Source organism: Frigoribacterium sp. Leaf172, assembly GCF_001424285.1.
In the GTDB taxonomy this organism is placed as follows: Bacteria; Actinomycetota; Actinomycetes; order Actinomycetales; family Microbacteriaceae; genus Frigoribacterium.
The window spans coordinates 363,441-383,153 of the sequence record NZ_LMPB01000002.1; the positions used below are offsets into that span (position 1 = coordinate 363,441).

Sequence of the window (19,713 nt, forward strand, 5' to 3'; positions counted from 1 at the left end):
GACCGGGGGCGCTCTCCTCACGAGGAGATCACTGGTACTCGGGGTGCTCGCGCATCCACGCCTGCCACTGGGCCACCGCGACCTCGTGCTCGGCGAAGGTGGTCGAGAACGTCGTCTCGCCCGAGTCGAGGTTCACGGTCACGAAGTACCGCCACGTTCCGTCGGCCGGCTTGACGGCGGCGTCGAGCGCGAGGTCGCCGGGGTTCGAGATCGGCCCGACCGGGAGCCCCTCGTTCATGTAGGTGTTGTACGGGTTCGACGCGTCGCCGCGCTCCTCGTCCGTGGTGGTGACCCGGTGGGTGTTCCCGGTCCCGTACGCGACCGTGGCGTCGGACTGCAGCAGCATGCCGTCGTCGAGGCGGTTGAGGAACACCCGCGACACCTTGGGGTAGTCGGCCGCGAGACCGGCCTCGCGCTGCACGATGGAGGCGAGCGTGATGACGCGCTGGTAGTCCGCGGGCTGGACCCCGAGCGCCGTCAGGCGGGCGACCTGCGTGTCGACCATCAGCTGGAGGTAGCCGTGGGCGTCCAGATCGGGATCGAGGTCGTAGGTCGCCGGGAACAGGTAGCCCTCGAGGGAGGTGGCCTCGGCCGGCAGCCCGAAGGAGGCGACGTCGGCCGCGGCGGCCGTGATCTGCTCGAGCGGGATGTCCGTGGCCTCGGAGAGGAGGCTGTAGATGTCGACGGCGGCCGTGCCCTCGGGGATGACGAGCCGGTTGACGATGCGGTTCGCGTCGTCCTGCAGAGCGTCGATCGCCGCCTGGGCGCTCATCTCCCTCTGCAGCGCGTAGGTGCCGGGCTGGAAGGTGAGCGTCTCGTCGGTGAGGAGGATCGCGTAGGCGGCCTCGTAGCTCTTCGTCACCCCGCTGTCGGCGAGGTTGGCCGCGATGTCGGAACCGACCTGACCGTCGACGATGGCGAAGTCGACCTCCTCGCCGTTGCCGGAGCCGGTGAAGTCGGCCGGGGCCTCGTCGCCGCTGAACCGCGCCACGATCGGGGCGATGGCGCCCCAGGCGGCGAAGACCCCGGCGGTCCCTCCGGCGAGCACCACGACGAGGATCGACACGAGGATGATCGTGCCCCGGTGCCGACCGCGCTCACGGGGTTCTCGAGAGTCGCGCCCGCGCGACCCGCGCGGCTCACGACCCGCCCGTCGCCCGTCGGGCGCGTCGTCCACCATCGGCTCGGGGCGGACGTCGCGGGGCTCGCGGTCCTCTGACGGCGTCACGGGCGAGGGCGGCGTGGGCGCGGCCTCCCGAGCCGCGGCGCTCCGCTCACGCTCGCGTTGGGCCCTGCGCGACTCGGGGAGCGGCGACCCGATCGGCTCAGCGGGGGCGGGCCTCTCGGTCGCGGGGTCGGACTGCGTCGACTCGCCGGGAGGCTGCCGATCGTTTCGACGTCGGGAGTGGGCTGCGACGTGAAGATGTCGTCCCATCGGGGGTCGTCGGCCACGAATCAACGTCCTTCGTCGGTGTCGGGTTCCGTCCGAGCGCCGTCGGTGGCGTCGGCGGCGCTCACCAGCTGACCGGGCGGGCGACCGCTCGATCGCTCGAGATCGAGCGCGTGCTGGAGAATGATAACAGCGGCCACTTGATCGATCACGGATCGTTGCGTCCGACCCTTGCGGCCGGAGGCGCGGAGGGCGCCTTGCGCGCTGACGGTCGAGAGTCGCTCGTCGACGAGACGGACGGGCACGTCGGCGGCCGAGGCGAGGGCGTCGGCGAAGGCGCGGGCGTCGCCGGTCGAGGCCGTGTCGCGACCGGCCAGCGACAGGGGCAGTCCCACCACGATCTCGATCGCCTCGAGCTCCCGGACGTGACGCATGATGGCATCGACGTCCGATGTGCCCGAGGAGGCACGGGGCACGGTCTCGACGGGCGTCGCGATCATCGCACCCGGGTCGGTGCGGGCGACGCCGACGCGGGCCTTGCCCACGTCGACGCCGAGACGCACTCCGGATCGCATCGCGCCTCAGCCGCGCAGGGCGGCGATGATGCCGTCGAGCGCGCGAGGGATGGCGGAGACGTCCGAGCCGCCACCCTGTGCGAGGTCGTCCTTGCCGCCTCCCCCGCCGCCGAGCACCGCCGCGGCGCCCTTGGCGAGGGCTCCCGCCTTGGCACCCGAGCGTCGCGCCGCATCGCTGGTCGCGACGATGACGGCGGGCTTGCCGGCGACGTCGGCCGCGAGGGCGACGACCGACGCGGTCTGGGAACCCAGTCGTTCGCGGACCGACGTCACCAGCGACCGCAGCTCGTCGGTGGACTTGAGCGTGCCGACGCTGTCCGCGACGACGGTGAGGTCGCCGACGGACGCTGCGGAGTCGGCCAGAGCCGGCACCCTCGTCGCCAGGTGGGCGCGCTCGAACTCGGCGATCCGCTTCTCGGCCGACTTCAGGCTCGTGACGAGATCGCCGACGCGATCGGCCAGCTGTTCGCGCGGCGCGCGGAGCGACGAGGTCAGCTGCGACACGATGGCGCGTTCGGTCGCGAACTCCCGGAACGCATCGAGACCGACGAGGGACTCGACGCGGCGGTTCGTCGAACCGACCGAGGTCTCGCTGATGAGGTTGATGATGCCGATCTGAGCGCTCGTCGAGACGTGGGTGCCCGCGCAGAGCTCGCGCGACCAGGGGCCGCCGATGTCGACCATGCGGACGGTCTCTCCGTACTTCTCGCCGAAGAGGGCCATGGCGCCGAGGGATCGCGCCTCGTCGAGGGGGAGCTCACGCGTGACGACCCCCAGGTCGTCGCGGATGGCCCGGTTGGCGACATCCTCGATCTCGCTGCGGGTGGCGGGGGTCAGCGCCTGATTCCAGTTGAAGTCCAGACGCATGTAGCCGGCCTTGTTGTACGAACCGGCCTGGTGGGCCTCGGGCCCGAGAACCTCGCGGAGCGCAGCGTGGATGAGGTGCGTGGCCGAGTGCGCCTGGGTCGCGCCGCGTCGGTAGACGGGGTCGACGACGCTCGTGGCCGAGTCGCCGACGCCGACCTCGCCCGACCTCACCTGCACGCGGTGGCTGATCAGCCCCTTGACGGGCTTCTGCACGTCGAGCACCTCGAGGTCGAAGCCGGCACCCACGATGGCGCCCGCGTCGGCGTCCTGGCCCCCGGACTCGGCGTAGAGCGACGTCTCGGCGAGGATGACCTCGGCGATGTCGCCCGCGACGGCTCGATCCACGGAGGCGCCGTCGACGATGATGCCGAGCACCCGGGTCGGGGTGTCGAGGACGTCATAGCCGGTGAAGACGGTCTCACCCGCAGCGCGGAACCCGCTGTAGACGCTGAGATCGGCCAGGGCGACCTTCCGCGACTTGGCGTCGGCCTTGGCCCGCGACCTCTGCTCCGACATCAGGGTGTCGAAGGCGGCGCGGTCGACGGTGAGACCGTTCTCTTCGGCGATCTCGAGGGTGAGGTCGATGGGGAAGCCGAAGGTGTCGTGCAGCAGGAATGCCGTGTCGCCGGCGAGACGCGGGGTCTTCTCGGAGCTCGAGGCCCGGGTGTCGACGACGGCGTCGTCGAGGATCGCCGTGCCCGCCGCGAGGGTGCGCAGGAAGGTCTCCTCCTCGGCGTAGGCGAGCCGCGAGATGCGGTCGAAGTCGCCCTCGACCTCTGGGTACGCGGACTTCATCGCGTCGCGCGAGGCGGGGAACAGCTCGGGGAAGGTCGCGCCGTCCACACCGAGCAGTCGCATCGATCGGACGCTGCGTCGGAGCAGTCGGCGGAGGATGTACCCTCGGCCCTCGTTGGACGGTCGCACGCCGTCGGACAGCAGCATGAGCGAGCTGCGGATGTGGTCCGCGATGATGCGCATGCGGACGTCGTCGTCGTGCACAGCGCCGTAGCGGCGCCCGGACAGTTCGGAGGCCTTGTCGAGGACGGGGCGGACCTGGTCGATCTCGTACATGTTGTCGACGCCCTGCTTGAGGAACGCGACGCGCTCGAGGCCCATCCCGGTGTCGATGTTCTTGTTCGGGAGCTCGCGGACGATGTCGAAGTCGACCTTCGAGCGGACGTTCTCGATCTGGTACTGCATGAAGACGAGGTTCCAGATCTCGACGTACCGGTCATCGTCGGTCGCCGGGCCGCCGTCGGCGCCGTAGGCCGGACCCCGGTCGAAGAAGATCTCGGAGCACGGTCCCGCAGGGCCGGGCTGACCGGTGTGCCAGTAGTTCGTGTCCTTGCCGAGCCGCTGGATCCTCTCGTCGGGGAGTCCGGCGATGTCCTTCCAGAGGGCGATGGCCTCGTCGTCCTCCTCGTAGACGGTGACCCAGAGGTCGGCGGGGTCGAAGGCGAGTCCGCCGTCCGCCTCGCTCGACGTGAGCAGCTCCCATGCGTAGCCGATGGCCTCCGCCTTGAAGTAGTCGCCGAACGAGAAGTTGCCGTTCATCTGGAAGAACGTGCCGTGCCGCGGGGTCTTGCCGACCTCTTCGATGTCGTTCGTGCGGATGCACTTCTGCACGCTGGTGGCGCGAGGGTAGGGGGTCGGCACGAGACCGGTGAGATACGGGATGAACGGCACCATGCCGGCCACCGTGAAGAGGAGGCTCGGGTCGTCGCTGACGAGGGAGGCGGAGGGGACGACGGTGTGACCGCGTTCTCCGAAGTAGTCGAGCCAACGGCGGCGGATCTCGGCGGTCTGCATGGTTCTCCGGTGTGGGGTGATCGGTGTGGCGGGAGGGCGAGGAGGCGCGCGAGGGCGCGAGGATCAGCTCGCCGTGTCGGAACGGAGCTCGGCCTCGCGCGACCGATAGCCGTCGACGAGGGCTGCGCGGAAGGAGGTCAGACTGCCGTCGAGTTCGCCGAAGAGGCGGCTGCCCCGTGGGGTCTTGTTGTACAGGTGCGCTGCGGTGAAGCCGACGACGACGCCGACGCTCAGCAGGAACAGGCTCTTCACGGGGACTCCTCACAGGGGTCGTGCGGACGGCGCACGAGACGACACAATAGTTTACCCACCGTGCGCACGGTGGACGCCGACGACGAAGGGAGCGCGCCACGGATCGTGGCGCGCTCCCTCGGAGTGCTGTCGGTGCTGGGGTCAGCGGGCGGCGTAGTACTCGACGACCAGCTGGACCTCGCAGGTCACGGGGACCTCGACGCGCTTCGGGCGACGCACGAGGCGGGCCTGCAGCTTGTCGATCTCGACCTCGAGGTAACCCGGGACCTTGGGAAGCAGGTCGACGTGACCGCCGGCCGCTGCGACCTGGAAGGGCTCCATCTTCTCGCTCTTCGACGCGACGTGGATCATCTGACCCGGCTTCACGCGGAACGAGGGGCGGTCGACGAGCTTGCCGTCGACGAGGATGTGGCGGTGCACGACCATCTGACGGGCCTGAGCCGTGGTGCGGGCGAAGCCGGCACGCAGGACCAGCGCGTCGAGACGGGTCTCGAGCAGCTCGACCAGGTTCTCACCGGTCAGACCGGCCGACTTGCGGGCCTCGTTGAAGACGATCTTCAGCTGGGCTTCGCGGATGCCGTACTGGGCGCGCAGACGCTGCTTCTCACGGAGACGGACGGCGTAGTCGCTGTCGGTCTTCCGCTTGGTGCGGCCGTGCTCGCCGGGAGCGTAGGGACGCTTCTCGAGGTAGCGGGCGGCCTTGGGGGTCAGCGCGATGCCGAGGGCACGCGACAGACGGGTCTTGCTACGGGTACGTGACTTGGTGGACACGGTTTCCTTCTCTGATCGTGTGAAAGCTGACGGTCGGAACTGCTCGAACGCGGCGGAGCGCCGCTCTGACCGATGGACGGACAGGTCGAGGTCTCGACGAAACACGAGGGATGATGCCGCGGGAACCGGTCGGCTAAAGACCTGAACCCTTGATCGAATGTCGTCACTGCAGCCGTGCGTGACAGACCGATACCAGGCGGCGATCAGCTTAACACGCGCCGGTCACTCTCCGCGAATGATGCGGCGCAGTTTCTCGAGGCGTGTCGTCACGGCGTTCTCGTTGCCGTGGGTCGTCGGATCGTAGTAGGTCGTCCCCGCGAGCTCGTCGGGCAGGTACTGCTGGGCCACGACACCCAGCTCCGAATCGTGCGAGTACCGGTAGCCCTTGCCATGGCCGAGGCGCCGGGCACCCGGGTAGTGGGCGTCGCGCAGGTGCTTCGGAACCCGGCCGACCCGACCCGCCCTGACGTCCGCGATGGCCGCGTCGAGGGCGCTGTACGACCGGTTCGACTTCGGTGCGGTCGCCAGATAGACGACGGCCTCGGCCAGGGGGATGCGCCCCTTGGGCATGCCGATCATCTGCACGGCCGTCGCCGCGGAGACCGCCACCGTGAGCGCCTGCGGGTCGGCCATGCCGATGTCCTCGCTCGCCGAGACGATGATGCGACGGCAGATGAAGCGAGGATCCTCACCGGCCTCGATCATGCGAGCGAGGTAGTGCAGCGCCGCGTCGACGTCCGAGCCCCGGATGGACTTGATGAAGGCGCTGATGACGTCGTAGTGCTCGTCGCCGTTGCGGTCGTAGCGCAGCAGCGCCCGATCGACGGACTGCGCCACGGTCTCCGCCGTGATCACGGGCCGGCCGTCGTCCGGGTCGTCGTCGTAGTCGGCGTCGGGGTCGTAGTCCGCGTCGGGGTCCGCGCCCGGTGCGCCCGGCATGCGCAGGCTCGACGCCGCAGCCGACTGCGCCGACGCCTCGAGCGCCGTCAGGGCGCGCCGAGCGTCGCCCGAGGCGAGACGGACGATCGTCGCCAGGGCCTCGTCGTCGAGGATCACGCTGTCGGCCAGGCCCCGGGGGTCGTGCACCGCGCGCTTGACCAGGTCGCCGAGGTCGTCGTCGCTCAGCTGCTCGAGGGTCAGGAGGAGCGACCTCGACAGAAGGGGCGTGATGACCGAGAACGAGGGGTTCTCGGTCGTCGCGGCGATGAGGATCACCCAGCCGTTCTCGACGCCGGGCAGGAGGGCGTCCTGCTGGGCCTTCGTGAAGCGGTGGATCTCGTCGAGGAAGAGGACGGTCGTCGTCCCGTAGAGGTCGCGGTTCGTGAGCGCCTTCTCCATCACCTGGCGCACGTCCTTGACGCCGGCCGTCACCGCCGAGAGCTCGATGAACTGCCGGCCGGAGGTGTGGGCGATGGCCTGCGCCAGCGTGGTCTTGCCCGTGCCGGGCGGACCCCAGAGGATGACCGAGACGGCCCCCTGCTCGCCCGTGGCGTCCGACGCCAGCATCACGAGCGGCGAGCCCGGCCGGAGCAGGTGCCGCTGCCCCGCGACCTCGTCGAGGCTGGTGGGGCGCATGCGGACCGCCAGTGGGGTCGAGCTCTGCGGGAGCGGGCTCATGGGGACCCATGCTAGACCGGGCCCCCGACAGCGACCCGCCGCGCGGCTCCGATACAGTTCGGGTCGATCATCAGCACGGGCATGGAGGACACGTGGCAGCGAGGAACGACGACCGCGAGACCCGCCGACGGCGACGTCTCTACGAGGCCCGGAAGAGCATCCACGCCGGGCAGACGGCGCGCCGCCGACGGGACGACGTCCGTGCGGGGATCGTCGCCGTCGTCGTCATCACCCTGGCCGTCGTCTCGCAGGTCGTCTACACGTCGTCCGGTCCCGGCGCCGAGCAGCCGGCCTCGACCGCTGCTCCGACGCCCACCCCCTCGGCGACCTCGACGGGCGAGGTGCCGAGCTCGGACATCGCGGAGGACCGCGTCTGGACGGGCAGCATCGTCCTCAACGACGACGTCCCGCTCGAGATCAGCCTGGACGGCACGAAGGCCCCCCAGGCGACCTCGGTGCTCGTCGACCTGATCCGCAGCGGCTTCTACGACGGCACGGCCTGCCATCGGCTGAGCGACGCCCCCTCGGCCGAGTTCCTGCAGTGCGGCTCGGCGAACGGCGACGGCACGGGCGACGCGGGCTTCACCTTCGGCCCCCTCGAGAACGTGCCCTCCGACGGGACGTACCCGGCCGGCACCATCGCGATGGCGCGAGGCGACGACCCGAACTCTCAGTCCACGCAGTTCTTCATCACCTACGGCGAGACGACCCTCGACACGTCGACCGGCGGGTACACGGTCGTCGGCTCGGTCACCGCGGGCCTGGACGGCCTCACGTCGTCCATCGCCGACGGCGGCGTGGAGCCGCCGGCCGAGGGCCAGGAGTCCACGGACGGTCCCCCGGTCGTCGAGACCACCATCACGGCCGCCACCATCGAATAGGCCGCGGTCGCCGCCGGTGCAATAGGCTGGGGTCCCATCATCGGGGCCCGTCCTGGGCCTCGTGACGAGCACATCCAGCAAGGGACAACAGTGGCTACTGACGATCAGGCACCCTGGGGCCGCGTCGACGACGACGGCACCGTCTACGTCCGGGAGTCCGAGGGCGAACGCGCTGTCGGTCAGTACCCCGACGCGACGCCCGACGAGGCGCTCGCCTACTACGAACGCAAGTACACCGAGCTCAACGGTCAGGTGACGCTGCTCGAGCAGCGGGTCGCTCGCGGCGCTTCGGCGTCGGACGTGACGAAGACGGTCAACCAGCTCAAGGCGCTGCTCGTCGAGCCGAGCGCCGTCGGTGACCTCGAAGCGCTCCGGACCCGTGTCGCCGCGCTCGACTCGACCGTCGGAGAACTGACCCAGAAGCAGAGCGCCGAGGCGCAGGAGGCGCTGGCCGAGGCCGTCGCGGTGCGGACCGCCCTCGTCGTCGAGGCCGAGACGCTCGCCGCCCAGGACCCGGCCCGAGTTCAGTGGAAGCAGGTCACCGCCACGATCGACGAGATCTTCGCGAGATGGCAGAAGCACCAGCAGGACGGTCCGCGCATCCCCAAAGGCGAGGGCAACGAGCTCTGGAAGCGCTTCCGGACCGCGCGTTCGACGATCGACCAGAACCGCAAGGCGTTCTACGCCGAGCTCGACGCCACGCACCGTGAGGCGCGCCAGCGCAAGCAGGCGCTCGTCGAGTCGGCCGACGCCCTCGCGGCCAAGGGCGCCGACGGCATCCCCGACTACCGTCGACTGCTCGACGACTGGAAGCGCGCCGGCCGGGCCGGCAAGAAGTACGACGACGCGCTCTGGGCCCGCTTCAAGCGCGCCGGCGACGTGCTCTACGCCGCCAAGGGCGAGGTCGTGGCTCAGGACAACGTCGAGTACGAGGGCAACCTCCAGGCGAAGCTCGCGCTCCTCGACGAGGCCGAGCGGATCCTCACGGTCAGCGACCGCGTCGCCGCTCGGGAGTCCCTGACGTCGATCCAGCTGCGCTGGGACGAGATCGGCCGCGTTCCGCGCGAGCAGCTGCGTGCCGTCGAGGATCGCCTCCGCAAGGTCGAGTCGCACGTCAGGACGCTCGACGAGGAGTTCTGGCAGAAGAACAACCCGGAGCGCAAGGCGCGTTCCGAGGGTCTCGCCAGCCAGCTGCAGGATGCCATCTCCAAGCTCGAGGACGAGCTCGCCGCAGCCGAGGCGGGCGGAGACGCCCGCAAGGTCAAGGACGCCCGCGAGGCGCTCGACGCCCGCAAGGTCTGGCTCGACGCACTCGGTTCCTGATCCGCACCGACGCCGCCCGGCTCTCCACAGGGAGAGACCGGGCGGTTCGTCGTCTCGCCGTCCGTGGGGCAGGCTGGCGACGTGCCCGCCCCGCTCCCCCGCCTGCTGACGGCGGCCCAGCTCTCCGAGACGGAGCTGCGGGTCGCCGCGCTCGACGGGGAGGTCTACCCGATCGGGGACTGCTGGGCGGAGATCGCGACGCCGGATGATCCGGTGCTGCGCGCCTCCTCGGTCGCCGGCCTCTTCGGTCGTCACGTCATCGCCGCCCGCGACAGCGCCGCGTGGATCCTGATGGCCCCGGGAGGCCCACCGTGGCGGCACTTCGGCATCGTGCCCCCGGCGGCCCGCCACCGGGGTCCTGACGGTCGGGTCGCGATCAGCGAGATGACCATCGACGGCGACGAGATCGTCGATCTGGCCGGTGTGCAGGTCACGACCCCCGCGCGGACGGCGCTCGACATCGCCCGCGCCTCGGGGTGGAGCGTCACCGACCGACGGCGGGTCGACGAGCTCTGCCGTTCGTACTCGGTCGCCTGGGCGCAGATCCACCGCCTGGTCGAGCGACGCTCGCGACTCCCGCACCGTCGCCGGGCCGAGGTCCGTCTGCGCGCTCTCCTGGATCCCCTCGGAGCCCGGTGACATCGCCCGCCCGCCCGAGGCCCGGCGCCTGGGGGCGCCGGAGCGGAGAGACGACGGAGGCGCGGCGAGGGTCCGACCCTCACCGCGCCTCCGTCGTGCCCGGCGTCAGTCGTCGGTCGACTCGGAGTCCTTGTCGTCGTCGACGAGACCGGGCTTCTTGCCATCGGGCAGGTCGTCCGTGTAGGTCTCCTGCTCGTCGGTGATGTTCTCGGTGGAGCCGTCGGGGGCGGTGGACGGGGTGCTGTCGTCTGTGCTCATGCGGGGCACAATACGCCGATCGGCGGGCTCGCGACCCGTCACGTCGACCGGTCGGCCGATGCGCGGACCCCGGGGTACGGGAAGCCTGAGCGGGACGACGGCCGACGGGAAGATAGCCCCCGGCGCATCGTCATGGCAAGGGGGGTGCTCCGCCGGGAGGGAGGTGGTTCGGTCGACCCACGACGACGGCGGCCAAGCAACGAGCCGCCCCGCCTCAGCAGGATCGAGGACCACGCCGTGCGGACCTCCAGCAGCAGCGTCACCACCGTCACCAGCACCACCGCCGTCGTCCCCTCCGGGGACGCTCATCGGGTCTCGTCGGCCCGGACGCCGAGCGAGGAGCGTCGCCGCGTCGAGACGCTCGCGCTCTACGCCCTCTCGGAGGCGGACCCGCCCACGGACCGGGAGGCCGCCCGTCGATCGCTCGTCGCCCGGGTCGTCGAGACGCACCTCGATGTGGCCGACGCCGTGGCGCGCCGCTACGCATCGGCGGGAGTCGAACGCGAGGACCTCGGTCAGGTGGCGCGGCTCGGGCTCGTCAAGGCGGCCCTCCGCTTCGACTGCACCGTGGGCGAGGACTTCGTCGCCTTCGCGGCACCCACGGTGTCGGGCGAGGTCAAGCGGCATCTCCGGGACACGACGTGGTTCGTGCGGCCCCCTCGCCGTCTGCAGGAGCTCTGCTCCGCCGCCCTGACGACCCGCGCCTCCCTGGCGCAGTCGCTCGGGCGGATCCCCGACGTCGCCGAGATCGCCGCGGAGCTGCGCGAGCCGGAGGGCGAGGTCGATGAGGCGCTGCGGGCCCGTGCCGACCGCCTCGCCGGATCGCTCGACGTCGTCGTGGACCCCGAGTCGGGTGTCACGGTCGGCGAGACCATCGCGGCCGACGACCCGTGGCCGCACGCGGAGGCGCGGTGCGAGCTGGACCGCGCGATCGCCGCCCTTCCCGAGCGTGACCGCGTGATCGTCCGTCTGCGCTTCGTCGACGAGCTGAGTCAGGCCGAGATCGGACGGATGCTCGGCGTCACGCAGATGCAGGTGTCCCGTCTGCTGACGAAGGTGCTCGCCCGGCTGCGCGACCAGCTCGACGACGCGCCGGCGGCCCGTCCGACGCCTCCGCCGGTGGCGCCGATCTCGTCTCGTCGGGCAGCGACCGCGTCTCGACCAGCCGCGCGGCGACCTCTCTCAGCTTGACGTTGCCGCGCTGCGAGTATCGGCGGAGGACCGCGAAGGCGGTGTCGGCGTCGAGGCCGTGGCGCTCCATCAGGATCCCCTGCGCCTGCCCGACGAGGGTCCGGGACTCGCGCACGCTGGCGAGGTCCTCGGCGGCGCGCAAGGCGGCCAGCGCCAGGGCGACCTGCCGCACGAGGAGTCGCAGAGGCTCGTCGTCGACGCGCCGGAGGGCCCCGGGGATCGCCGCGTACAGGGTGAGGAGTCCGATGTCGTCTCCGCGCGCCGCGAGGGGCAGCGTGAGCGTCGTCCCGACCCCTGAGGCGGCGAGGTCGCGCGACCAGCCCGGCCATCGTCCGTCGAGGGAGGTGTCGTCGACGAGGTCGGACCGCTCGCGTGCGCGTCCGACGGCGACGACGTCCGCCGCCGCGCGGCCGCCTCGCCGTGCGATCCCGACGCCGGGCGACGGATGATGATCGCGCAGCCGGTCGAGCAGCTCGCCCCGTCGCGTCGTGGCGACGATGCCCGGGAGTCCGTCGTCGGTCACGTGATGCAGCCTGACCGCCGCGTCGTCGCAGCGCGTCAGCGCCCGGACGTAGCCGACGGCCCGCTGGACGGTGACGCGCAGGTCGGGCTCCGACTGCAGGTCGGCCGTCAGAGAGGCGAAGAAGTCGGCGTCGCCGCTCATCGGACCGCCCGGCGGAGCACGTCGCGACCAGCGGACACGACGTCCGCGGCGGAGACGGCCAGGAGCGCCGGATCCGGTTCCGAGCCGAACGTGTCGCCGACGCGCGAGGCGGCGTCGGTGAGGACCACGTGCGGCCCGGTGGCCGGGGGCCCCCACTCCTCGGGCGGCGCCGGACCGAAGAGGACGACGGAGGGCGTCGAGTAGGCCGAGGCCAGATGGGCCGCCCCGGTGTCGACGCTCACGACGAGCGCGGCGTCCGCGACGAGGGACGCCATCTGCGCGAGGTCGATGGCGCCCGCCAGGACGTGCTCGGCCACCTCGACGTCCGTCAGACCGGCGGACGCGGCCACATCGAGCGCCCGCGCCCGTTCCGCGGTGCTGCCGGTCAGCACCACACGATGCCCGTCGTCGCGGAACGACCGGACGACGCGGGCGAAGCGGTCGACCGGCCAGTGCCGCGAGGCGTAGAAGGCTCCGACGTGCACGACGACCGCCCCGGGGGCGGGGCTCGGGACGCGGGGCCGGTCGATGCTGATGTCGCCCTCGTCGGCGGGCATCCCGTGCTCGGTCGCGAGCCGCGCCCAGCGATGCCGCTCGAGGACGCCGTCCTCCCACGTCGGGCCCGTCCATCCGGGGCTCTCGTGGCCGAGGCGCACCCGTGCGTCGAGCTGCTCGAGCGCACGCCGGCTCTCGGGGCCGTTCCCGTGGAGGTTCATGACCGTGTCGAGGCGCCCGGGCGCGATGCCGAGCGGATGGTCGAGACCCGGTGTCGGCCAGAGCACGTCGAGCCCGGGCACGAGATCCGCGATCGGCTCCAGCCACCCGGGGACGGCGAGCACGATCCGGTGCTCGGGACGCTCGCGGACGACGGCGTTCAGGGCGGGCACGGCGACCAGCAGATCACCGAGCTTGAGGGCCCTGAGGGCCAGGAGCTCGGGAGCGCCGTCGGCGTCGGGGAGTCGTCGCATGCGGCCACGCTGCCATCGGGCGTCTCGACGTGTCGAGGGGTTGCGCAGCGCTCAGAAGGGCGCAAGGGCGTGGGTGGCACGCACCCTCCTCCTGCGGCGCGGCGCCGACGGCGGCGGGGCGGAAGCGAGGAGGAGGGCTCGGAGAAGAAGGCGACCGGGGCACGTTTCACGGCGGGCGCCCGGGGGCAGGGACCGGTCATGACCAGCTCGAGCCGCACCTCCTCGCGTGCCGGTGCGGTGCTCTTCGACCGCGACGGCACGCTCGTCGTCGACGTGGTGCGCAACGGCGACCCCGCCCGCGTGGTCCTCATGCCGGGTGCCCGGGAGGCGGTGGCCGCCGTCCGTCGGGCCGGTCTCGCCATCGGAGCGGTCACCAATCAGTCCGCCGTCGGCGAGGGTGCGCTGACCCGGGAGCGGGTCGACGCGGTCAACCGCCGCGTGGACGAGCTCGTCGGTCGGCTGGACTTCTGGGCCGTCTGCCCTCATGCCGCGTCGGAGGGCTGCGGCTGCCGCAAGCCGGCGCCGGGACTGGTGCTGACCGCGGCGGACGCGCTCGGCGTCGAGCCGGGCGACTGCGTCGTGATCGGCGACATCGGCAGCGACGTCGTCGCAGCGCGCGCCGCGGGGGCCCGCTCCGTGCTCGTGCCCACGGCCGTGACCCTGCAGGAGGAGATCGACGACGCCGACGTGGTCGCCGCCGACATCCGGCGGGCGGTCGACCTCGCCGTCGCGCACCTCACCGGGCGCGGCGTCCGCCCCGTCGTCGGGCCGGCGTCCGCCGACACCGCCGGCCGCGGCCTCGTGCCCGACGGCCTCGCGTCGACCGCTCCTCCCGCGGGCGGTGCGGCATGACCCGCCGCGTGCTCGTCGCGCGACTCGACAGCGCCGGCGACGTACTGATCTCCGGTCCCGCGATCCGCGCCGTCGCGGCGCAGCCCGACGTCGAGGTCACCGTGCTCGCCGGTCCGCAGGGCGCCGCCGCCGCCCGCCTCCTGCCGGGCGTCGACCGGGTCCTCACCTGGGCGGCACCGTGGATCGTCGACCCGGCCCCCGCCGTCTCGGACGCCCGCCTCGACGAGCTCGCCGAGCTGCTCGCCGACGTCGACCCCGAGGAGGCGGTGATCCTGACCTCGTTCCACCAGTCGCCCCTGCCACTGGCCCTCCTGCTCCGGCTGGCGGGCGTCGTCCGCATCACGGGAGCCTCCGTCGACTACGCGGGCAGCCTGCTCGACGTCCGCCTCCGACCCGGCGAGACGCTCGACGAGGATCAGCCCGAGCCCGAGCGGGCCCGACGGATCGCCGAGGCGGCCGGCTTCGCATCGCCCGCGGGCGACGACGGTCGCCTCGCCGTCGAGCCGGGCGAAGCGGCGCGGGCAGCCGCCGTGGCTCTGCTCGCCGAGACCGTCGGCGACGCCCCGTTCGTGGTCGTGCATCCCGGGGCGGCCGTCCCCTCGCGCGCCTGGTCGGTCGACCGCAACCGCGAGACCGTCGAGGCGCTGGCCTCGGCCGGCTGGATCGTCGTCGTGACGGGAGCAGCCGCCGAGGCGCCGCTGGCGCGCGCGGTCGCGGGCCGAGTCGGCGTCGACCTGTCGGGGCGCACCGATCTCGGGGTCCTCGCGGTGGTCCTCGAGCGAGCGGCGGCCGTCGTCACCGGCAACACCGGCCCTGCCCATCTCGCCGCCGCCGTGGGCACCCCCGTCGTCAGTCTCTTCTCCCCCGTCGTGCCGGCCTCGCGCTGGGCTCCCTACGGCGTGCCCGTGGTGCTGCTCGGCGATCAGTCGGCGGCCTGCCGGGGCAGTCGCGCGCGCGAGTGCCCCGTCGCGGGGCATCCGTGCCTGACGGGCGTCACCGCCGCGGATGCGGCCGAGGCCGTGACGCGACTCGCGGGACGACCGGGGCGCCACGGCCTCGAGGAGGCCACCCGCGCCTCCTCGGCTCCCCTTCGGACGAGGCCCCGCACGACCGCGGGCGCGTCCCGTCCGATCGAATCCGAGGAGGCCGCCCGATGACCGGACGCCTGACGATCCTGCTCTGGCACGTGCACGGCGGCTGGACCGACGCCTTCGTGCGCGGCGACCACGAGTACCTGCTGCCGACGACCCGCGAAGGAGGCGCGTGGGGACTCGGCCGGGCCGGTCGCGACTGGCCGGACTCCGTGACGGAGGTCGCCCCGGAGTCGCTCCACGACGCCGACGTCGACCTCGTCGTGCTGCAGCGCACCGAGGAGCTCGCCGAGGCCGAGCGTCTGCTCGGCCGCCCCCTCGGCCGCGGCCCCGGGCGCGTGCCGGCCGTCTTCGTCGAGCACAACACGCCGAGGGTCGCGGTCCCCGACAGCCGACACCCCCTCGCCGAGCGCGACGACGTGCTCGTGGTGCACGTCACCCACTTCAACGCCCTGTTCTGGGACTGCGGCGACGCCCCCACCACCGTGGTCGAGCACGGAGTCGTCGACCCGGGCCCCCTCTACACGGGCGAGCTCGCGCGACTCGGCGTCGTCGTCAACGACCCCGTGCGCCGAGGGAGGGTCACCGGCACCGACCTGCTGCCGAGCTTCGCCGCAGCGGCCCCGCTCGACGTCTTCGGCATGGGGGCGGACGACCTTCCGCGGGTCACCGGACTCGGGCCCGATCGGCTCGAGGTCGTCGGCGACCTCCCGACGCGTGAGCTCCACCGACGACTGGCTCGGTGCCGCGTCTACCTGCACCCGATCCGCTGGACCAGCCTCGGGCTGTCGCTCATCGAGGCGATGCAGGCGGGGATGCCGGTCGTCGCGCTCGCCACGACGGAGGCTCTGCGCGCCGTCCCGCCGGACGCCGGCGCCCTCTCGACGGACCTCGACGAGCTCGTGCGCGCCGCCCGCGAGCTGATCGCCGACCCGGACGCCGCCCGGGCCGCAGGCGAGGCGGCGAGGACCCACGCCCTCGAGCGCTTCGGCCTCGCGCGCTTCCTGACCGACTGGGACGCCGTCCTCGGCGGCGTCGTGGCGGGCGGGCCGCGCGCCGCCCCCGGACGGCCGCCTCGCCGGCGGACCGACCGCCTCGACCGCACCGACCGACCCGCCATCCCGGCGACGGAGAGGACACCCGCATGAGAATCGCCATGGTCTCCGAGCACGCCAGCCCCCTCGCCGTCCTCGGCGGGGTGGACGCCGGGGGGCAGAACGTGCACGTCGCCGAGCTCTCGGCCGCCCTCGTGCGGCGCGGCCATGAGGTCGTCGTCTACACGCGGCGCGACGGCACCGACCTGCCGGAACGCGTCGAGATGCCGTCGGGGGTCACCGTCGTTCACGTCGACGCCGGACCCCCTTCGCCCCTCCCCAAGGACGAGCTGCTGCCCCACATGCGCGCCCTCGCCGACGGACTCGAGCGAGCGTGGCTGGAGGATCGCCCCGACGTGGTGCACGCGCACTTCTGGATGAGCGGTCTGGCCGCGGTCGCCGCCGCCCGCCGTCGCGCGATCCGAGGAGCCGGCGGCGATCCGGTGCCCGTCGTGCAGACGTTCCACGCCCTCGGACACGTCAAGCGGCGCCACCAGGGTCTGCTCGACACGAGCCCGCCCGATCGCGAGTGGCTCGAGCCCCGCGTCGGCGCCGACGTCGACACGGTCATCGCCACCTGCTCGGACGAGGTCTTCGAGCTGCGGCACATCGGCGTCCCCGCCGACCGGATCGACGTGGCGCCCTGCGGCGTCGACAGCGGCCTCTTCACCCCGGACGGCCCGCAGGAGGCGCGGGGACGCCCCGTCAGGATGGCCACCGTCGGTCGCCTGGTCACCCGCAAGGGCCACGGCAACGCGATCTCCGCCCTCGCCCGGCTGGTCGCCGACGGCCGCGACGCCGAGCTGCTCGTCATCGGCGGGCCCCCGCGCGCGCAGCTGAGCGACGACCCGACGTATCGGGCGCTGGCCGCGCTCGCAGCGGAGCTCGGCGTGAGCGACCGCGTCGACTTCCGCGGACGGGTCGAGCAGCGCGAGCTGCCCGTCGTGCTCCGCTCGCTCGACGCGCTCGTCTGCACCCCCTGGTACGAGCCGTTCGGCATCGTCCCGCTCGAGGCGATGGCCTGCGGGGTCCCCGTCGTGGCCGCCAGCGTCGGCGGACTCATCGACACCGTGGTCGACGGCACGACGGGACGGCTCGTGCCGCCGCGGGACCCCGAGGCGATCTCGGGTGCGCTCTCGGCGCTGCTCGACGACCCCGCGACGGCCGCGGGCTACGGCCGTGAGGGCCGTCGGCGAGCAGTGGCCCGCTACTCCTGGGACCGCATCGCCGGCGTGACCGCCACCAGCTACCGCTCGACCATCCGCCGCTCGGCCGCCGAGGCCCGGGCGGCTCGGGAGCCTCTGACAGGAGCGACCCTGTGACCTCGATCATCCGCACCCGGCCCCTCACCATCGTGCGCACCGCGACCAGTCCGGGGATCCGCCCCCCGGAGGCGCCGGAGGCCGCGCCTCCGGGGACGCCGACGACCACGGCACCCGATCACGCCGATCTCGTGCGCGAGCACCTCGTCACGCTCGTCCCGGTGCTCCGGGCGCTCGGCGACGAGGCCGACCATCTGCGCGACTGGGGCGTCGAGCTCGCCGCGCGTCTGAGCGCCGGCGCCCGGCTGCTCGCGGCGGGCAACGGCGGGTCGGCGGCCGAGGCGCAGCATCTGACGAGCGAGTTCGTCGGACGCTTCGCCGCGGACAGGCCGTCGTTCTCGGCCATCTCGCTGCACGCGGAGTCGAGCGCCGTGACGGCGATCGGCAACGACTACGGCTACGACCGGGTCTTCGCCCGGCAGGTGCAGGGGCACGGTCGCGCGGGCGACGTCCTGGTGCTGCTGTCGACGAGCGGCGCGAGCCGCAACCTCGTCGAGGCGGCCGAGGCCGCTCGGGAGATCGGCGTCACCACCTGGGCGCTGACGGGACCGGGGCCGAACCCGCTCTCGTCCGTCTGCGACGACGCCGTCACCCTGCCGGGGCCGTCGTCCAACGTGCAGGAGGCTCAGCTCATCGCGGTCCACGCCCTCTGCCTCGTCTTCGACGCGGAGATCGAGCGCACCGGGGTCGCCGGCCCCGATCGCCGCGGCACGGGCCTCGGAGGGCGACCGTGAGCGGGGTCGTGGTCGTCGGCGACACCCTGCTGGACGTCGACGTGATCGGCACGGCCACGAGGCTCAGTCCTGACGGACCCGTCCCCGTGGTGGACGTCTCGGCACGCAGTCGACGTGCCGGCGGCGCCGGGCTGGTCGCCGCGATGCTCGCCCTCGACGGCGTCGAGGTCACGCTCGTCACAGCCCTCGCGGACGACGACGGCGCCGCCGAGCTCCGGGCCGCGCTGGGCGCCGTGCCCGTCGTCGCGGGTCCGCTCGGCGCCGGCACGCCGACCAAGACACGGCTCCGGGCCGAGGGCGGACACGCGATCGCCCGCGTCGACGACCACTGCGGTCCCGTCGCCCCGCCGACGGTCACCGACGAGATGCTCGAGGCGGTGCTCGGGGCGGACGCCCTCGTCGTCGCCGACTACGGTCGGGGGCTCACCGCCGCGGAGCCCCTCCGCGCCGCCCTGCGGACGGCCGCCCGACGGGGTGTGCCGGTGGTCTGGGACCCGCACCCCCGCGGTGCGCGCCCCGTGCCCGGCTGCACCGTCGTCACCCCGAACCAGGGCGAGGCGCAGGCCCTGCACCGGGCCGAGGTGGACGACATCCCCTCGGCCGGGGCGGCCGGGGCGGCGCTCCGGCGCCGCTGGGACGTCGCGAGCGTCGCCGTCACGCTCGGGTCGCGCGGCGCCGTGCTCGTCACGCACGACACCGCCGCGGTCGCCGCCCACGTGCCGGCCCCCGCGATCGGCACGGTCGACCCGTGCGGTGCCGGCGACCGGCTCGCGTCGGCCCTCGCCGTGGCGCTCGTCGAGGGACTCCCCCTCGACGAGGCGCTCGGCCGCGCCGTCCACGCGGCGGCGGCGTTCCTCGCCGCCGGAGGGGTGGCGGCTCTCGATCTGTCGGCGCTCGGGAGGCGCGGTGACCGTTCTGCGGACGACGCACCTCCCGAACCGGTCGTCCTGCCCGGTGCCGACGCCCTCGCCGTGTGCCGGCGCGTCGCCGCCGGCGGCGGCACGGTCGTCGCCACCGGGGGCTGCTTCGACCTGCTGCACGCCGGCCACGCCCGGACGCTCGCAGCAGCCCGGGCGCTCGGCGACTGCCTGGTGGTCTGCGTGAACAGCGACGCGTCGGTGAGCCGTCTGAAGGGCCCCGAGCGCCCGATCATGAGCCAGGGCGACCGGGTCGACCTCCTGCTGGCGCTCGAGTGCGTGGACGCCGTGATCGTCTTCGACGAGGACACCCCGCACGCCGTGCTCGACCGGCTGAGGCCCGACGTCTGGGTCAAGGGCGGCGATTACGACGCCGAGACCCTGCCCGAGGCGTCGCTCGTGGCGGGCTGGGGCGGGCGCACCGTCACCGTGCCGTTCCACCCGGGGCGCTCGACGACCCGTCTCGCGTCGGCCCTCGCCCGCGTGGGATGACCTGCG

General features: G+C 73.0%; 18 protein-coding genes and 1 pseudogene. 10 read left to right on the forward strand and 9 right to left on the reverse strand.

The features are described from left to right. Positions 1–28 precede the first annotated feature (28 nt). The 6 genes from mltG to ASF89_RS08025 form a co-directional block, all read right to left on the reverse strand. Complete coding sequence (mltG, locus tag ASF89_RS08000; protein WP_055813673.1) at positions 29–1,066, reverse strand: endolytic transglycosylase MltG; 1,038 nt, start codon at positions 1,064–1,066, stop codon at positions 29–31. 389 nt (positions 1,067–1,455) lie between these two features. Next, positions 1,456–1,965, reverse strand: coding sequence for a Holliday junction resolvase RuvX (gene ruvX, locus ASF89_RS08005; protein WP_055797333.1), 510 nt, complete (start codon positions 1,963–1,965; stop codon positions 1,456–1,458). A 6-nt stretch (positions 1,966–1,971) separates the two neighbouring features. Continuing rightward, complete coding sequence (gene alaS / locus ASF89_RS08010; protein WP_055813676.1) at positions 1,972–4,641, reverse strand: alanine--tRNA ligase; 2,670 nt, start codon at positions 4,639–4,641, stop codon at positions 1,972–1,974. A gap of 63 nt (positions 4,642–4,704) precedes the next feature. After that, entirely contained in the window at positions 4,705–4,893 is a 189-nt protein-coding gene (locus tag ASF89_RS08015; RefSeq protein ID WP_055797328.1) for a hypothetical protein, read from the reverse strand. Between the two features lie 141 nt (positions 4,894–5,034). Next, positions 5,035–5,664, reverse strand: a complete 630-nt coding sequence (rpsD, locus tag ASF89_RS08020) for a 30S ribosomal protein S4 (RefSeq protein ID WP_055797325.1) — start codon at positions 5,662–5,664, stop codon at positions 5,035–5,037. A 222-nt stretch (positions 5,665–5,886) separates the two neighbouring features. Continuing rightward, a complete protein-coding gene (locus tag ASF89_RS08025; protein ID WP_082489874.1) occupies positions 5,887–7,281 on the reverse strand; it encodes a replication-associated recombination protein A in 1,395 nt (464 codons plus the stop codon). Positions 7,282–7,373: 92 nt separating this feature from the next. Between ASF89_RS08025 and ASF89_RS08030 the strand changes: the two genes are divergently transcribed. The 3 genes from ASF89_RS08030 to ASF89_RS08040 all read left to right on the forward strand — a co-directional run bounded on the left by ASF89_RS08030 (position 7,374) and on the right by ASF89_RS08040 (position 10,124). Beyond that, positions 7,374–8,162: a peptidylprolyl isomerase gene (locus ASF89_RS08030; RefSeq protein ID WP_055813682.1), complete on the forward strand. Its 789-nt coding sequence runs from the start codon at positions 7,374–7,376 to the stop codon at positions 8,160–8,162. 90 nt (positions 8,163–8,252) lie between these two features. Beyond that, a complete protein-coding gene (locus ASF89_RS08035) occupies positions 8,253–9,485 on the forward strand; it encodes a DUF349 domain-containing protein (RefSeq protein WP_055797314.1) in 1,233 nt (410 codons plus the stop codon). A gap of 81 nt (positions 9,486–9,566) precedes the next feature. Then, positions 9,567–10,124 carry a hypothetical protein gene (locus tag ASF89_RS08040; protein ID WP_156463349.1) on the forward strand — a complete coding sequence of 186 codons (558 nt, stop codon included), beginning with the start codon at positions 9,567–9,569 and terminating at the stop codon, positions 10,122–10,124. A 105-nt stretch (positions 10,125–10,229) separates the two neighbouring features. Here ASF89_RS08040 and ASF89_RS15680 read toward each other — a convergent pair whose 3' ends face one another. Beyond that, complete coding sequence (locus ASF89_RS15680; RefSeq protein ID WP_156463350.1) at positions 10,230–10,382, reverse strand: hypothetical protein; 153 nt, start codon at positions 10,380–10,382, stop codon at positions 10,230–10,232. Positions 10,383–10,619: 237 nt separating this feature from the next. On the opposite strand from ASF89_RS15680, the gene ASF89_RS16090 reads away from it, so the two are divergent. After that, the gene (locus ASF89_RS16090; RefSeq protein WP_055813687.1) at positions 10,620–11,573 is read left to right on the forward strand and encodes a sigma-70 family RNA polymerase sigma factor; all 954 of its coding nucleotides are present in this window, start codon (positions 10,620–10,622) and stop codon (positions 11,571–11,573) included. A gap of 28 nt (positions 11,574–11,601) precedes the next feature. Here ASF89_RS16090 and ASF89_RS15370 read toward each other — a convergent pair. Together ASF89_RS15370 and ASF89_RS08050 are read right to left on the reverse strand one after the other, a co-directional pair. Continuing rightward, positions 11,602–12,237 (reverse strand): annotated as a pseudogene (locus ASF89_RS15370) (GAF and ANTAR domain-containing protein); the annotation flags it as partial. Next, positions 12,234–13,205 (reverse strand): glycosyltransferase family 9 protein, encoded by a 972-nt coding sequence (locus ASF89_RS08050; RefSeq protein WP_055813690.1) that lies wholly within the window; start codon positions 13,203–13,205, stop codon positions 12,234–12,236. The gene ASF89_RS08050 and the pseudogene ASF89_RS15370, both read right to left, overlap by 4 nt. Before the next feature lie 198 nt (positions 13,206–13,403). On the opposite strand from ASF89_RS08050, the gene ASF89_RS08055 reads away from it, so the two are divergent. The 6 genes from ASF89_RS08055 to ASF89_RS08080 are packed head-to-tail and all read left to right on the forward strand — an operon-like array spanning position 13,404 to position 19,707. Further along, positions 13,404–14,057, forward strand: a complete 654-nt coding sequence (locus tag ASF89_RS08055) for an HAD-IIIA family hydrolase (RefSeq protein WP_082489878.1) — start codon at positions 13,404–13,406, stop codon at positions 14,055–14,057. After that, a complete protein-coding gene (locus tag ASF89_RS08060) occupies positions 14,054–15,214 on the forward strand; it encodes a glycosyltransferase family 9 protein (RefSeq protein ID WP_082489879.1) in 1,161 nt (386 codons plus the stop codon). The genes ASF89_RS08055 and ASF89_RS08060 overlap by 4 nt, the downstream gene beginning before the upstream one ends. 8 nt (positions 15,215–15,222) lie before the next feature. After that, on the forward strand, positions 15,223–16,296 hold the full coding sequence (locus tag ASF89_RS08065) for a glycosyltransferase (protein ID WP_082489957.1): 1,074 nt from the start codon (positions 15,223–15,225) through the stop codon (positions 16,294–16,296). Further along, positions 16,293–17,564, forward strand: coding sequence for a glycosyltransferase (locus ASF89_RS08070; RefSeq protein ID WP_055813693.1), 1,272 nt, complete (start codon positions 16,293–16,295; stop codon positions 17,562–17,564). The genes ASF89_RS08065 and ASF89_RS08070 overlap by 4 nt, the downstream gene beginning before the upstream one ends. Beyond that, on the forward strand, positions 17,561–18,298 hold the full coding sequence (locus ASF89_RS08075; protein ID WP_369814547.1) for an SIS domain-containing protein: 738 nt from the start codon (positions 17,561–17,563) through the stop codon (positions 18,296–18,298). Before ASF89_RS08070 ends, ASF89_RS08075 begins: the two co-directional genes overlap by 4 nt. Next, positions 18,295–19,707: a PfkB family carbohydrate kinase gene (locus tag ASF89_RS08080; RefSeq protein ID WP_055797288.1), complete on the forward strand. Its 1,413-nt coding sequence runs from the start codon at positions 18,295–18,297 to the stop codon at positions 19,705–19,707. The genes ASF89_RS08075 and ASF89_RS08080 overlap by 4 nt, the downstream gene beginning before the upstream one ends. Positions 19,708–19,713: the final 6 nt, after the last annotated feature.